A 14,300-nucleotide genomic window follows, 5' to 3' on the forward strand; every position below is an offset into this window, starting at 1 on the left:
CCGACATCAATGACCGGCAGGCCCCCCAAGGGGGTCGGAAGGCCGGCGACGCGGGCCGTCATCGTCCTCTTCCTCGTTGCCGTCATCGACCTGCTGAGGAACCTCCGGCTCGGCCTTGGGCTCCTCGGCCAATGGCGTCCCACCGCCGGAGTCATCGCCTTCCCATCCCTCGGGGGGACGCGGCTTGCGACCCGACATGATGTCCTTGAGCTGCTCGGCGTCGATGGTTTCGTACATCATCAGCGCTTCGGCCATGGCATCGAGCTTGTCGCGATTGTCTACGAGGATCTGGCGCGCCTTGTCGTAGCACTCGTCGATGATCCGACGCACTTCCTTGTCGAGCTTGGTGGTGGTTTCACCAGACTTGAGCTTGCCACCGCTGCCTGGCCCACCCAGGAACTGGTGCGACTCGTCCTCGTCGTACATCAGCGGCCCCATCTCATCGGACAGGCCCCATTTGGCGACCATGTTGTGGGCCAATTCGGTCGCGCGCTTGATGTCATTGGAGGCGCCGGTGGTCACCCCATTCGGCCCCAGCGTCATTTCCTCGGCGATACGACCGCCGAACAGTGAGCAGATCTGGCTAATGATCTGCTGGCGCGACAGGCTGTAGCGGTCCTCTTCCGGCAGGAACATGGTGACGCCCAAGGCTCGCCCGCGCGGAATGATGGTGACCTTGTACACCGGGTCGTGCTCGGGCATCACCAGGCCGATGATGGCGTGGCCCGACTCATGATAGGCGGTATTGCGCTTCTCCTTCTCGGACATGACCATCGACTTGCGCTCGGCGCCCATCATGATCTTGTCCTTGGCCAGCTCCAGCTCTTCCATGCTGACCAGGCGCTTGTTGCGGCGCGCCGCGAACAGCGCCGCCTCGTTGACCAGGTTGGCCAGATCGGCGCCGGAGAAGCCCGGCGTGCCACGGGCGATCAATTGGGGCTTGACGTCCTCGGCCAGCGGCACCTTGCGCAGGTGCACGCCCAGGATGTGCTCGCGGCCGCGAATGTCGGGCAGCCCCACGGTGACCTGACGGTCGAAGCGGCCCGGGCGCAACAGCGCCGGATCGAGCACGTCGGGGCGGTTGGTGGCGGCGATGACGATGATCCCTTCGTTGGCTTCGAAGCCGTCCATCTCCACCAGCAACTGGTTGAGCGTCTGTTCGCGCTCGTCGTTGCCACCGCCCATGCCGGCACCACGCGAGCGGCCCACGGCATCGATCTCATCGATGAAGATGATGCATGGCGCCTGCTTCTTGGCCTGCTCGAACATGTCGCGCACGCGGGACGCTCCCACGCCAACGAACATCTCGACGAAATCGGAACCGGAGATCGAGAAGAACGGCACCTTGGCTTCGCCGGCGATGGACCGCGCAAGCAAGGTCTTGCCGGTCCCCGGGGGGCCGACCATCAACACGCCACGCGGGATGGTGCCACCCAGGCGCTGGAACTTGCTGGGGTCGCGCAGGAAGTCGACCAGTTCCTCGACTTCCTCCTTGGCCTCATCACAGCCGGCCACGTCGGCGAAGGTGGTCTTGATCTGGTCCTGGGAAAGCAGCTTGGCCTTGGACTTGCCGAAGCTCATCGGCCCGCCTTTGCCGCCGGCGCCCCCCTGCATCTGGCGCATGAAGAACAGGAAGATGGCCAGGATGATCAGGATCGGGAAGCTGGCAATCAGCAGCCGCGTCCACAGACTCTGCTCTTGAGGCTCCTTGCCAACCACGGTGACGTTGTTGGACAGCAGATCGTCCATCAGCTTGGGATCTTCCGCCGCCGGGCGAATGGTCCGGAACTGCGAGCCGTCGGTACGCTCACCGGAAATGGTGTAACCGTCGATGGTTACGCTGCGAACCTGCTGGTTCTGCACCTGCTGGACGAACTGTGAGTAGTTCATCGTCTGCGGCGTATTGTCGACACTGAAGTTGTTGAACACCGTCAGCAATACTGCTGCGATGACCAACCACAGAATCAGGTTCTTCGCCATGTCATTCAAGGGAGTACCCTCATTGCTGAAATCGATCTGCCAAATGAGCCTAGAGGTTCGACACTACAGCACATGGGGACGTTCAACCACACATGCCAGCCTCGAACGACTGTGGCACAGCCTAACCCGGGAGCCTGCCTATCGCTTCCTTAGCCCTCGCTATCGGGCCGTGCCGTATCAGCCCCGAAATCCTTGCGCCAGCAGGTAGACTTCGCGCGAACGCGCGCGCGACGCCTCCGGCTTGCGAGTGACCACCTTGTCGAAGCTGCCGCGCAGCTCCGCCAGGAAGTCATCGAATCCTTCGCCCTGGAACACCTTGGCCAGAAAGCGGCCACCGGGTGCCAGCGTCTGGCGAGCCAGGTCCAACGCCAGTTCGACGAGATACATCGCCTGGGGCTGATCGATGGCGGCCATACCACTCATATTGGGGGCCATATCGGACATCACAAGGTCCACCGGTCGAGAATCTACGGCGGCGAGAATCGCCTCGAGCACTTCGTCCTCGGTGAAGTCGCCCGCGATGAAGTCGACCCCGGCCACGGCATCCATCTCGAGAATGTCCGAGGCGACCACCATTCCCGTCTCGCCAACCTTGTCGGCGGCGACCTGACTCCATCCTCCCGGGGCCGCCCCCAGGTCGATCACCGTCATGCCGGGCTTGAACAGCTTGTCCTTGGCGTCGAGTTCGAGCAGCTTGTAACTGGCGCGGCTACGATAGCCATCCTGCCAACTGCGCTGCACGTATGGGTCGTCGAAATGCTCCTTGAGCCAACCCGCGCTGGTCTTGCTGGCAGCGCTCTTGTGGGCACCGCTGCGAGACGCGGGAAGCCTGTTGGGGCTGGAGGAACGTGCCACGGCGTCACCTGGGTTTCTGATATTCGGAATCACGGGGGTGTCGAGGGAGCCTGAGACGGAGCCGCGGATGACGCTTTCACCACAGCGACTTTCGCCGTACCATGGCGTGTTCAGCGCAACTGGAAGCATCACGATACCATGAGCTTGTCACAGGCACAAAAGAAAGCATTCCGCAGCATCGGCCACCACCTGAACCCCGTCGTCACCGTATCCGAGAACGGCATTTCCGACGGGCTTCTGGCCGAACTCGAGCGCGCCCTCGACGACCATGAGCTGGTCAAGATCAAGCTGGCGATCGCCGAGCGCGACGATCGTGCCCTCGTACTCGACCAGTTGGTCGTCCAGAGCGGCGCCGAACGGGTGCAAGCCATCGGCAAGATGGCGCTGCTCTACCGCCACAATCCCAAGGCCAACCCCAAGCTGTCGAATATCAAGCGCTTCGAGGGCCATCACGGCCGGCACTGAAGCGGTAAGTCTAGAGCTGTAAGCCGTAAGTAAAACCATCACCCCCGCAGCGCAGGCTACGGGGGTGTTTTTCTTACAGCTTCAAGCTTACAGCTTATGGCTGGGGTCACAAATGCTCGACCCCACCAATCTCGTATTCGACCTCGCCGCCGGGGGTCCTGACCACCACCACATCACCCTCTTCCTTGCCGATCAGGGCACGGGCGATGGGCGAAGTCACCGAGATCTTGCCGGCCTTGATATCGGCCTCGTCCTCGCCGACGATGCGGTAGCGGACTTCCTCGTCAGTATCCAGGTTGAGCAGCTCGACGGTCACGCCGAAGATCACCTTGCCCGTCTGGGGCAGCTTGGTGACATCGATCACCTGGGCCGCGGACAGCTTGCTTTCGATTTCCTGGATACGCCCCTCGATGAACCCCTGCTGCTCGCGCGCCGCGTGATACTCGGCATTTTCCTTGAGATCGCCGTGCTCGCGCGCCTCGGCGATGGCATTGATTACCTTGGGCCGTTCGACGCCCTTGAGCCGTTCGAGCTCTTCACGCAAACGAGCTTCGCCTGCGACGGTCATCGGGACCTTGTTCATTGATACGCTCCTGCATGCAATTCCTGTAACCGCCGCACGGTAATCTCATTGCCATATTCGAGCGCCATGCACACCGCCCTGGCACCAGCCAAGGTCGTGGCATAAGGCACCTTGCGGGCGAGTGCGGTGCGGCGGATCACCGAAGAATCACTGATCGCCTGGCGACCCTCAGTGGTATTGACGATATAGGCCACCTCATCGTTCTTGAGCATATCGACGATATGCGGGCGACCCTCGAAGACCTTGTTCACGGCCTCCACGGGGAGCCCGGCGGCCTCGAGGGCGCGGGCGGTACCACGGGTGGCACATAGACTAAAACCTAATCCTAGCAAAGATTTCGCCACCTCGATAACGGCATCCTTGTCCGGATCGCGCACCGAAAGGAAGGCCTTGCGCTCCCCCTCGAGGGTAGGGATCGCCTCGCCGGCACCGAGCTGGGCCTTGTAAAACGCTTCGGCAAAGGTCGAGCCCGAGCCCATCACCTCGCCGGTGGATTTCATCTCCGGCGACAGGATGGGGTCGACGCCGGGGAACTTGTTGAACGGGAACACCGCCTCCTTGACGCTGTAGAAATGCGGCACGATCTCGCGTTCGAAGTTCTGCTCCGCCAGGGTCTTGCCGGCCATGCAGCGCGCGGCGACCTGGGCCAGCGAGGTGCCGATGCACTTGGAAACGAACGGCACGGTGCGTGAAGCGCGTGGGTTGACCTCGATGACGTAGATCTCGCCATCCTGCCAGGCCAACTGCACGTTCATCAGCCCGACCACGCCGAGCTCCACGGCCATGCGCTTGACCTGGTCGCGCATCTCGTCCTGCACGTCGGCGGGCAGCGAATAGGGCGGCAGCGCACAAGCGGAGTCGCCGGAGTGCACCCCGGCCTGTTCGATATGCTGCATGATGCCGCCGATCACCACCTGTCGGCCGTCGCTGACCGCATCGATATCGATCTCGATGGCGGCATTGAGGAAGTGGTCGAGCAGCACCGGCGAGTCGTTGGAGACCTTGACCGCGTGGGTCATGTAGTTCTCGAGCTCGGAGGCATCGTAGACGATTTCCATGGCCCGCCCGCCCAGCACATAGCTGGGCCGCACCACCAGTGGGTAGCCGATGGCCTCGGCCTTGGCGAAGGCGTCGTCGAAGCTGCGCGCGGTGGCATTGGGCGGCTGCTTGAGGCCGAGCTTGTCGATCATCTGCTGGAAGCGCTCGCGGTCCTCGGCGCGGTCGATGGCGTCCGGGGTGGTGCCGATGATCGGCACGCCGGCGGCTTCCAACTCGCGGGCCAGCTTGAGCGGGGTCTGGCCACCAAACTGCACGATCACCCCCACCGGCTGCTCCTTGTCGGCGATCTCCAACACGTCCTCCAGGGTCACCGGCTCGAAGTACAGGCGATCCGACGTGTCATAGTCGGTGGACACGGTTTCCGGGTTGCAGTTGACCATGATGGTCTCGTAACCGTCGTCACGCATGGCGAGTGCCGCGTGTACACAGCAGTAATCGAACTCGATGCCCTGGCCGACGCGGTTCGGCCCGCCGCCCAGCACCATGATCTTCTGCCGGTCCGAGACCTCGGCCTCGCACTCTTCCTCGTAGCTGGAGTACATGTAGGCGGTATCGGAGGCGAACTCGGCGGCGCAGGTGTCGACACGCTTGTAGACCGGCCGCACGCCGAGCCGCTGGCGGGTCTTGCGAAATTCCTTCTCGGCGACACCGAGCAGGCTGGCCAGGCGGGCGTCACTGAAGCCCTTGCGCTTGAGCAGGAACAGTTCGCGCGCACTGAACTCGGACAGCGAGCGCTTGGCGACGGCCTGTTCGGCCAGCACCAGGTCCTCGATCTGCACCAGGTACCAGCGATCGATCCTGGTCAGGGCGAAGATCTCGTCGACACTCATCCCGGCGCGCATGGCGTCGGCGACATAGAAGATGCGCTCGGCCCCGGCGGCCTGCAGCTCGCCCTTGATATGCGCCATGGCCTCGCCGCTGAACTCGCCGAACTTGTACTCAGGAAACTTGGGATCGAGGCCATCGTTGCCGGTCTCCATGCCGCGCAGGGCCTTGTGCAGCGACTCCTGGAACGTCCGGCCGATGGCCATGACCTCGCCCACCGATTTCATCTGGGTGGTCAGGCGATCGTTGGCCTGGGGGAACTTCTCGAAAGTGAAGCGCGGGATCTTGGTGACCACGTAGTCGATGGACGGCTCGAACGACGCCGGGGTGCGCCCGCCGGTGATGTCGTTCTGCAGCTCGTCCAGGGTGTAGCCGACCGCCAACTTGGCGGCGATCTTGGCGATCGGGAACCCGGTGGCCTTGGAGGCCAGCGCCGAGCTGCGCGATACTCGCGGGTTCATCTCGATGACCACCATGCGCCCGCTGTCGGGGTCGACCCCGAACTGCACGTTGGAGCCGCCGGTCTCGACGCCGATCTCGCGCAGCACCGCCAACGAGGCGTCGCGCATGATCTGGTATTCCTTGTCGGTCAGCGTCTGCGCCGGCGCCACGGTGATCGAGTCGCCGGTATGCACGCCCATGGGGTCGAAGTTCTCGATCGAGCAGACGATGATGCAGTTGTCGTGCTTGTCGCGCACGACCTCCATCTCGTACTCCTTCCAGCCCAGCAGCGACTCGTCGATCAGCAGCTCGTGGTTGTTGGAGAGCTCGAAGCCGCGGCTACAGATCTCCTCGAACTCCTCCTTGTTGTAGGCCACGCCGCCGCCGGAGCCGCCCATGGTGTAGGAGGGGCGAATGATCACCGGAAAGCCGAGCTCGCCCTGGATCTGCCAGGCCTCGTCCATGGAGTGGGCGACCTGGGCCTTGGGACACTCCAGGCCGATGCGCTTCATCGCCTTGTCGAAGAGGTCGCGGTCCTCGGCCTTGTTGATGGCATCGGCGTTGGCGCCGATCATCTCGACGTCGTACTTGGCCAGCACCCCGTGACGATCGAGGTCCAGCGCGCAGTTCAGTGCCGTCTGGCCGCCCATGGTCGGCAGCAGCGCATCAGGACGTTCGACCGCGATGATCTTCTCCACCGTCTGCCAGGTGATCGGCTCGATATAGGTGGCGTCGGCCATCACCGGGTCGGTCATGATGGTGGCCGGGTTGGAGTTGACCAGGATGACCCGGTAACCCTCTTCGCGCAGCGCCTTGCACGCCTGGGCGCCGGAGTAGTCGAATTCGCAGGCCTGGCCGATGACGATCGGGCCAGCGCCAATGATCAGGATGCTCTTGATGTCGGTACGCTTGGGCATGACGGTTCCCGCGGCTAATCGGTGAAAAAAACAGGCAGTCTTGGGGCGATTCGCGCTCAGCGGCGTGCCTTCATCATGGTGACGAAACGGTCGAACAGCGGCGCAACGTCGCGCGGACCGGGGCTGGCTTCCGGGTGTCCCTGAAAGCTGAAGGCCGGACGGTCGGTACGCTCGATCCCCTGCAGCGAGCCATCGAACAGCGAGCGGTGGGTGGCCCGCACGTTGGCCGGCAGGGTCGCCTCGTCGGCGGCGAAGCCGTGGTTCTGGCTGGTGATCATCACCTGGCCGGAATCCAGGTCCTGCACCGGGTGATTGGCGCCGTGGTGGCCGAACTTCATCTTCACCGTGCCGGCCCCGCTGGCCAGCGCCAGCAACTGGTGGCCCAGGCAGATGCCGAACACCGGCAGCTCGGTCTCGAGGATCTCGCGAATGGCGGTGATCGCGTAGTCGCAGGGCTCAGGATCGCCCGGGCCATTGGCCAGGAACACCCCGTCCGGGTTCATCGCCAGCACCTCGGACGCCGGAGTCTGGGCCGGCACCACGGTCAGGCGACAGCCGCGCGAGGCCAGCATGCGCAGGATGTTGCGCTTCACGCCGTAGTCGTAAGCGACCACGTGGAAGGGCCGTTCGTCGCCACGGGTATCGGCATAGCCGGCACCCAGCGCCCATTCCCCGTCGCTCCACTCGTAGGCGGCCTGGCAGGATACCTCCTTGGCCAGGTCCATGCCCTTGAGCCCAGGAAAGTCGCGCGCCACCTGCAGCGCCCGTTCGACGGCGCCCTCGCCTTCGGCCTCGGCGCCGGCCAGGATCGCCCCGTTCTGGGCGCCCTTGTCGCGCAGGATGCGCGTCAGGCGCCGGGTATCGACATCGGCGATGCCCAGCACGTTGTGGCTCTTCAGGTAGTCGTCGAGGCGCTGCTCGCAGCGGAAGCTGCTGGCCATGAGCGGCAGGTCGCGGATCACCAGGCCGGCCGCGGCGATGGCACCGGACTCCACGTCCTCGGCATTGACGCCGGTATTGCCGATATGCGGATAGGTCAGGGTGACGATCTGGCGGGTGTAGGAAGGATCGGTGAGGATCTCCTGATAGCCGGTCATGGCCGTATTGAACACTACCTCACCGCTGGTTTGCCCATCGGCGCCGATGGCGGTGCCGTGGAACACGCTGCCATCTTCCAAGGCCAGTATCGCGGGTCTGTTCAACGCAACTTCCTCCCATGCTCTTAATGAGGTCGCCTGACGAGACCGTCTCTCATCCGACAGATGGATCACATGGCCGGCACCGCTGTCCCGTCGCTCAACATCGTCACGAGCCCTTGGCATCGAGTCGTAAAAAAGCGGGACGAAACCCGATGAAGACCGGTTTCATCCCGCTTGTTGTCATTCGCTCGGAATGCCTGTGGCCCGACTCAACAAGCGCTAACACGGATGTCACACCCGGCGCCCGGCCAAAATTTTTGGAATGTTACAGGATTTGGGCGCCCGGGGCTACCCCTTGAGCCCCAACACGTCCTGCATGTCGTAGCGCCCGACCTGCTGCCCGGCGACCCAGCGCGCCGCACGTACCGCCCCCTTGGCGAACGTCATGCGGCTCGACGCCTTGTGGGTGATCTCGATTCGCTCGCCCTCGGTGGCGAACATCACGGTGTGCTCGCCGACGATGTCGCCGGCACGTACCGTGGCGAAGCCGATCTCCGTGTCGCTGCGTGGCCCGCACTGGCCTTCACGCGTGAAGACGCCGTGCTCCTTGAGTGTACGACCCAGCGATTCGGCGACCACCTCGCCCATCTTCAGGGCCGTCCCCGACGGTGAATCGACCTTGTGGCGGTGATGCGCCTCGATGACCTCGATGTCGTAGCCTTCGTCGCCGAGCGCCCTGGCCGCGGTTTCCAGAAGCTTCAGGGTCAGGTTGACGCCGACGCTCATGTTGGGCGCGAAGACCATCGGCACCCGATCTCGATAGCCGTCCAGTTCGGCGAGTTGCTCGTCATTCAAGCCGGTGGTACCGATCACGATGCGTTTGCCGTGCGCACTGCAGAACGCCAGGTTGGCCAGACTCACCCGGGGCGTGGTGAAGTCGATCAGCACATCGAAGTCGTCGACGATCGCCTCGAGCGAATCGGCCGCCACCACGCCCCGCCGGCCCAGTCCCGCCAACTCGCCGATATCGGCGCCCGCCAGGGAACTGCCCGGTTCGACGACCCCGCCGGCCAAAGTGGCATTGCTATCCTGCTCGACGGCGGCGACCAGGGTACGACCCATGCGGCCGGCCACACCCACGATGGCGATACGGGGGGCAATAGGGGGCATGCGGACTCCTGCGGTTAGTGATCCATGATGGGCGAAGTATATCAAAGGCGACGAAGGACGGGGAAAACGAGCCCTTGTCGGCTGGCGTATATCACCCAAACTTGCCTTATCGACGAAGGAGGGCTGCCATGCCGCCCGACGATTCGCGTTCCCCTGCGGACGACTCCCTGCTGGCCCTGATCAGGCAGCATCGGCATGTGCTGCTGGCAGGCGCCCCGGGTAGTGGCAAGACGACCCTGGCCGCTCAGGTCGCCAGCACGCTGGAAGCCGAAGGGCGGGTCTGTCACTGCCTGGGTGCCGACCCCGGCATGCCTGGCTTCGGACCGCCCGGGGCGGCATGCCTGGGCGTATGGCGCCACGGCCGGTGGCGCGTGCAGCGCGTCGAGGCCTTGTGTTCGCTGGATGCGGCGCGGTTTCGCCTGCCCCTGGTCGACGCGGTGCGACGGCTGGCTGCCGCCTGCGCCAGCGGCCCGCTGCTGGTGGACACGCCCGGCGTGGTGCGCGGCGCCGCCGGTGCCGAGATGCTGCTGGCATTGGCCGAGGCGGGTAGGGCGAAAGCGTTGGTCGTACTCGCACCAGCAGGTTCGTCGGGACCTCTGGCCGAGGAGTGTCGAGCCCTGGGTCTGGCCACGCTGCGCCTGCAGCCCTCGCCTCAGGCCGCTCACCAGGGTCGCCTGATCCGGGCGCATCGCCGAACCGCGGCCTGGGATGCCTACCTGGCGGCTGCCACCGAGCAGATCCTGGACCTGGACACCCTGGCGATGATCGGTACGCCACCCCCGCGTTCGGTACTCGATGCCTGGCGCGGGCGCCAGATCGGCCTGCTCGATGCCCACGGTCACTCCCTGGCCATGGGCGAGGTTCTTGCGCGGGAAGGCGCGCGGCTTCGCGTGCAAGCGCCATTGCCGGCCAAGCCGGTGCACACCCTGGTGGTCCGCGATGCCCGCCGCACCGGCGACGGGCTGTTGAGGACCGCCCCGCGACACCGGCCCCCGACCGATGCTTCCGGGCCACCCCCCGACCTGGTTTCTCATCTTGGGCCGCTGGGGGATCGCGAAGGCCCGCGGCCCGTGATACGCCTCGGCGTGGCGGCCGCCACCCTGGTGAACGGCGTCTACGGCGACCCCTTGCTGCACCTGCGGTTACGTCACCAACGGCGCAGCCTGATGTTCGACCTGGGGGATCCCGGCCGCCTGCCCGCGCGCATCGCCCACCAGGTGACCGACGTGTTCATCAGTCACGCCCACTTCGACCATATCGGCGGCTTCCTGTGGCTGCTGCGCTCGCGGATCGGGGAACTGCCCACGTGTCGGGTATACGGTCCTCCAGGGCTGGCCCATCACCTCGCCGGCCTGGTGCGGGGAGTCCTGTGGGACAGGGTGGGAGACAAGGCACCACGCTTCGAGGTCGCCGAGTTGCACGGCGATCGGTTACAGCGATATGGCGTGATCGCCGGCCAGGAAGCCCCGACCGCCTTGGCGCCGCGTCCGGCCGGCGATGGCGTGCTGCTCCAGGAACTCGGCTTCCGCGTGCGCGCGGTGGTCCTCGACCATGGCACGCCGGTACTGGCCTTCGCCTTCGAACCCGGCACCCAGGTCAACGTCCGCAAGGAGCGACTCGCGGCCCGCGGCTGGTCACCGGGGCCGTGGCTGGGAGAGCTGAAGCACAGGATACTGGCCGGGGAACGGGAGGCCTCGATCCCGCTCCCCGCGGGGGGCTCCGAGAAGGCGGGAACGCTGGCCGACGACCTGCTGTTGCTGCAAACGGGGCGCCGGTTGGTGTATGCCACCGATCTCGCTGACACTCCCGACAACCGGCGTCGCCTCATCGCCCTGGCCCAGGGAGCGCACACCCTGATCTGCGAAGCCCCCTTCCTGCAGCGGGAGGCGGACCAGGCGGCCAGCACCGGGCATCTGACCACTCGCGCCTGTGGCGAAATTGCCGCGGCGGCAGCGGTCGGGCAGCTGGTGCCGTTCCATTTCTCGCGTCGCCATGTCAGCGAGCCGCAGACCATCTATGCCGAAATTCGGCCCCTCTGCCCCCAGGTGGCGACCCCGCCCGACGCCTCCCCGCCATGAACCGGACGCCCAGACGGTATCGCCTGCCTCACGCCTGCCCTCAGGTGTGCGGCCGGTCCCGTCGCAGCAACAACGCGATCGCTGTCAGCACCAGCACACAACCCGGCAACCATGCCCAACCGATCTGCCCGGGCTGCCGGATGAACAGCAACAGCATCGAGACGAAGGGTACCAGGTAGTTGTAGGCCGTCACCGCCCCCGGCGTCAGCACCGCCGTGGCGCGCTGCAACAGCCAGAAGGTCATGGCGCTGGAAAACAGCCCGAGATAGACCAGCAGCAACGCATCACGGGCCGTCATCCGGGCCAGCCGCCCGACCGGCTCGAACATGAGCCCCAACGAACCGATCAGCACGGCGCCGATAGCCAGGCTCCAGAAGGTACGCGCCGCGGCGGAGGGGGAAAGCCAGCGATGGGCGAGCCCCCACTTGCTGAGTACCGGGTACAGCGCCGAGGACACGCAGCCGAGGAAGAACACCGCCTCGCCCACGCCGAACCGCAGTCCCGCCGTGTTACCCCGTGACTCTGCCCAGGCCAGGCCTAGCGCGCCCGCCGCCCCCAGGGCGAGAATCGACGGCAGACGCCACGCCAGACGCTCGACCCTCGCGCCCAACCCCAGGCAGTAGGCCAATAACGGTACGCTGACGAACAGCGTGGCCATGGACAGCGCCGTGGCATGATGTGCGGCCCAGAACATGGCGCTGAAGAAGCCCGCCAGGCACAGCCCCATCAGGGCATACAGCAGCAGCGAGCGGCCGCTTGGCCACCAGTCCGGCGCTCGCCGGGCCAGCCCCCATAACGCCAGGGAGGCAATGACGAAACGCAGCGCGGTGAGCGACAGCGGCGGCAGTGCCTCGCTCACCAGCCTCACGGCGGGAAACGACAAGCCTACCAGCACCGCCCACAGCAGCATGCCCAGATGGGCCTGGCTGGCACTGGGTGGCGCCGACGCGACACGAGCCTGAGGCATGGACACTCCCGACGGACGAGACGCAGCCACCAGGCTATCACGCGACCCGCTCGATCAGGTTTCCCAGACGATATCCAGCTCGTCCTTGCCCGCCATCCGCTCCAGATGGCTGTGCACCACGCTTTCCAAGTGGTCCAGGCTCTCGTCATCCAGCGCCTCGAGCGCGATGGTCAACTGACCATTGGTGGCCTGCATCAGGCAGGTACCCTCCTCGAAAGCCACGCGAGCCTGGCCGTCACTCTGCTCGACGTCGAGCTTGTGCGCCCAATGCTTGCACAGGCGATTGATCAGCTTCGCCCCCGACTCGGTGGCGATCTCGGCTCGGGAAATCGGCATAGGACGGACCTCCGCTGTCATGGGTGGAGATTCCTAGACTATGACCCTTTACCCCGGAAACGCCAGCTCGCCGACATCGAATCGTGGCAGACGGACGGCCCGATCAGCGGCCACCGGCAAAGCGCGCGGCACGGAACGGCGTCATGTCGACGGCAGGCGTCTCTCCGGACATCATTTCCCCCATCAGACGCCCCGTCACCGGCCCTAGCGTGAACCCCTGGTGGCCATGACCAAACGCGAACCACAGCCCAGCATGGCGCGGCGCGGGACCAATCACCGGTTTCATGTCCGGCATGCAGGGGCGGTTGCCCTGCCACGGCTCGGGATCGCGCCGCGCACCCAGCGGGACAAGGCGCCTCGCCACCGCTTCTGCGGCGTCGAGCTGGCCATGGCGTGCCGGCCCTTCCAAGGTGGTCAGCTCGGCGCCCGTGGTGAGGCGGATGCCGGCCTGCATCGGCGCCAGCAGATAGCCCGACTCAAAGTCCATCAACCAGTGATTGAGCCTGGCGTCATCGCGAGTGTCGTAGTGCATGTGGTAGCCACGCTTGGGGAACATCGGCAGATGATAGCCCAGCGGTTGCAACCAGTGGTGCGACCAGGGCCCGGTGGCGATCACCAGTTCCTCGGCTTCCAGGCGGCCCGAGGCGGTGGTCAAGCGCCAGCCCGTCGCCGTCTGCTCGAGCCGCTGCGCCTCCACCTGCTCGAGATGACCGCCCTGCGCCTCGAAAGCCCGAGCATAGGCCTGCACCAGGGCGCCGGGGTCGACCACCGTCCAGGCATTGGTCCAGTGGATGGCTCCCAGCAGCTCGTCGGACAGGTGTGGTTCCTTGGCCTTGAGGGCATCACGGTCCAGCGCCCGATACGTCACCCCGAAGCGAGCCTCATTATCGCGCGCGATAGCGAGCTGCTCGTCGAACACGCGTGGCGAGCGAAAGCCTTCCAGCCAGCCCTCCTTGCGCACCAGCGACTCGGCCTTCGCCGCCTCGAGCATGACCTGATGCTCCTCGGTGCAGCGCATGATCAGCGAGGCGTACTCGGGGACGATCTCGGCATAGGCGCGTGGCGCGGAGTTCCGCCAGTACTCCCACAACGGCCCGGCCGCGGCCAGCATGCCCTGGGGGCGGTAGCGGATATCGATGCGCCGATTGGGCAGCACGCGCAGCAGCGTGGCTATGTCGCGAGGGAAGGCATGCGGCCGCACCGCCTCACGCTGGATGATGCCGGCGTTGCCGAACGAGGTCTCGCGGCCCGGCGCCTGGCGATCCACCAGCACCACCGAGCGACCGCGGCGGGCCAGGTGGAAGGCGATCGACGTGCCGATCATGCCGGCGCCCAGGACGATGGTATCGCGTGTCATCGCAACCTCTTGGCTGACTGCGCCTCTTCGGCGAGGCTCCACCATCTTAGCGCTCGGGGTCCGATGGGTGCCAACCCGGCCAGCGTCGAGCCAACAAAAAGCCCCGACATCCATTCGGATGTCGGGGC

The 14,300-nt window shown here is 65.4% G+C and carries 11 protein-coding genes; 2 read left to right on the top strand and 9 right to left on the bottom strand.

Annotated elements, in window-relative coordinates; genetic code table 11:
* Positions 1 to 6: 6 nt before the first annotated feature.
* Both ftsH and rlmE read right to left on the bottom strand, forming a co-directional pair.
* Positions 7 to 1,989: an ATP-dependent zinc metalloprotease FtsH gene (ftsH, locus tag ACFOEV_RS18495; RefSeq protein ID WP_386776373.1), complete on the bottom strand. Its 1,983-nt coding sequence runs from the start codon at positions 1,987 to 1,989 to the stop codon at positions 7 to 9.
* Positions 1,990 to 2,157: 168 nt separating this feature from the next.
* Positions 2,158 to 2,835 carry a 23S rRNA (uridine(2552)-2'-O)-methyltransferase RlmE gene (rlmE, locus tag ACFOEV_RS18500; protein WP_386776374.1) on the bottom strand — a complete coding sequence of 226 codons (678 nt, stop codon included), beginning with the start codon at positions 2,833 to 2,835 and terminating at the stop codon, positions 2,158 to 2,160.
* 138 nt (positions 2,836 to 2,973) lie between these two features.
* Between rlmE and yhbY the strand changes: the two genes are divergently transcribed.
* The gene (gene yhbY, locus ACFOEV_RS18505) at positions 2,974 to 3,300 is read left to right on the top strand and encodes a ribosome assembly RNA-binding protein YhbY (protein ID WP_386776375.1); all 327 of its coding nucleotides are present in this window, start codon (positions 2,974 to 2,976) and stop codon (positions 3,298 to 3,300) included.
* A gap of 106 nt (positions 3,301 to 3,406) precedes the next feature.
* Here yhbY and greA read toward each other — a convergent pair whose 3' ends face one another.
* The 4 genes from greA to dapB form a co-directional block, all read right to left on the bottom strand.
* The gene (greA, locus tag ACFOEV_RS18510) at positions 3,407 to 3,883 is read right to left on the bottom strand and encodes a transcription elongation factor GreA (protein ID WP_386776376.1); all 477 of its coding nucleotides are present in this window, start codon (positions 3,881 to 3,883) and stop codon (positions 3,407 to 3,409) included.
* Positions 3,880 to 7,125, bottom strand: a complete 3,246-nt coding sequence (carB, locus tag ACFOEV_RS18515; protein ID WP_386776377.1) for a carbamoyl-phosphate synthase large subunit — start codon at positions 7,123 to 7,125, stop codon at positions 3,880 to 3,882. Before carB ends, greA begins: the two co-directional genes overlap by 4 nt.
* A gap of 56 nt (positions 7,126 to 7,181) precedes the next feature.
* Positions 7,182 to 8,327 (bottom strand): glutamine-hydrolyzing carbamoyl-phosphate synthase small subunit, encoded by a 1,146-nt coding sequence (gene carA / locus ACFOEV_RS18520; protein ID WP_386776378.1) that lies wholly within the window; start codon positions 8,325 to 8,327, stop codon positions 7,182 to 7,184.
* 285 nt (positions 8,328 to 8,612) lie between these two features.
* The gene (dapB, locus tag ACFOEV_RS18525; RefSeq protein ID WP_386776379.1) at positions 8,613 to 9,434 is read right to left on the bottom strand and encodes a 4-hydroxy-tetrahydrodipicolinate reductase; all 822 of its coding nucleotides are present in this window, start codon (positions 9,432 to 9,434) and stop codon (positions 8,613 to 8,615) included.
* A gap of 128 nt (positions 9,435 to 9,562) precedes the next feature.
* Between dapB and ACFOEV_RS18530 the strand changes: the two genes are divergently transcribed.
* Positions 9,563 to 11,512, top strand: coding sequence for a Clp1/GlmU family protein (locus ACFOEV_RS18530; protein WP_386776380.1), 1,950 nt, complete (start codon positions 9,563 to 9,565; stop codon positions 11,510 to 11,512).
* Between the two features lie 40 nt (positions 11,513 to 11,552).
* Here the strand turns inward: ACFOEV_RS18530 and ACFOEV_RS18535 are convergent, their stop codons facing one another.
* The 3 genes from ACFOEV_RS18535 to ACFOEV_RS18545 all read right to left on the bottom strand — a co-directional run bounded on the left by ACFOEV_RS18535 (position 11,553) and on the right by ACFOEV_RS18545 (position 14,172).
* A complete protein-coding gene (locus ACFOEV_RS18535) occupies positions 11,553 to 12,479 on the bottom strand; it encodes a DMT family transporter (protein WP_386776381.1) in 927 nt (308 codons plus the stop codon).
* A gap of 54 nt (positions 12,480 to 12,533) precedes the next feature.
* A complete protein-coding gene (locus ACFOEV_RS18540; protein ID WP_386776382.1) occupies positions 12,534 to 12,815 on the bottom strand; it encodes a DUF2218 domain-containing protein in 282 nt (93 codons plus the stop codon).
* A gap of 103 nt (positions 12,816 to 12,918) precedes the next feature.
* Positions 12,919 to 14,172 (bottom strand): NAD(P)/FAD-dependent oxidoreductase, encoded by a 1,254-nt coding sequence (locus tag ACFOEV_RS18545; RefSeq protein WP_386776383.1) that lies wholly within the window; start codon positions 14,170 to 14,172, stop codon positions 12,919 to 12,921.
* Between the last annotated feature and the right edge of the window lie 128 nt (positions 14,173 to 14,300).

Origin of the sequence: Litchfieldella rifensis, assembly GCF_042646605.1 — a bacterium.
Lineage (GTDB): Bacteria > Pseudomonadota > Gammaproteobacteria > Pseudomonadales > Halomonadaceae > Litchfieldella > Litchfieldella rifensis.

Coding starts and splice junctions, on each gene's coding strand:
- ACFOEV_RS18545 (WP_386776383.1), bottom strand. CDS start 14,172: ATGACACGCGATACCATCGTCCTGGGCGCCGGCATGATCGGCACGTCG.
- dapB (WP_386776379.1), bottom strand. CDS start 9,434: ATGCCCCCTATTGCCCCCCGTATCGCCATCGTGGGTGTGGCCGGCCGC.
- ACFOEV_RS18530 (WP_386776380.1), top strand. CDS start 9,563: ATGCCGCCCGACGATTCGCGTTCCCCTGCGGACGACTCCCTGCTGGCC.
- yhbY (WP_386776375.1), top strand. CDS start 2,974: ATGAGCTTGTCACAGGCACAAAAGAAAGCATTCCGCAGCATCGGCCAC.
- ACFOEV_RS18540 (WP_386776382.1), bottom strand. CDS start 12,815: ATGCCGATTTCCCGAGCCGAGATCGCCACCGAGTCGGGGGCGAAGCTG.
- carB (WP_386776377.1), bottom strand. CDS start 7,125: ATGCCCAAGCGTACCGACATCAAGAGCATCCTGATCATTGGCGCTGGC.
- greA (WP_386776376.1), bottom strand. CDS start 3,883: ATGAACAAGGTCCCGATGACCGTCGCAGGCGAAGCTCGTTTGCGTGAA.
- ACFOEV_RS18535 (WP_386776381.1), bottom strand. CDS start 12,479: ATGCCTCAGGCTCGTGTCGCGTCGGCGCCACCCAGTGCCAGCCAGGCC.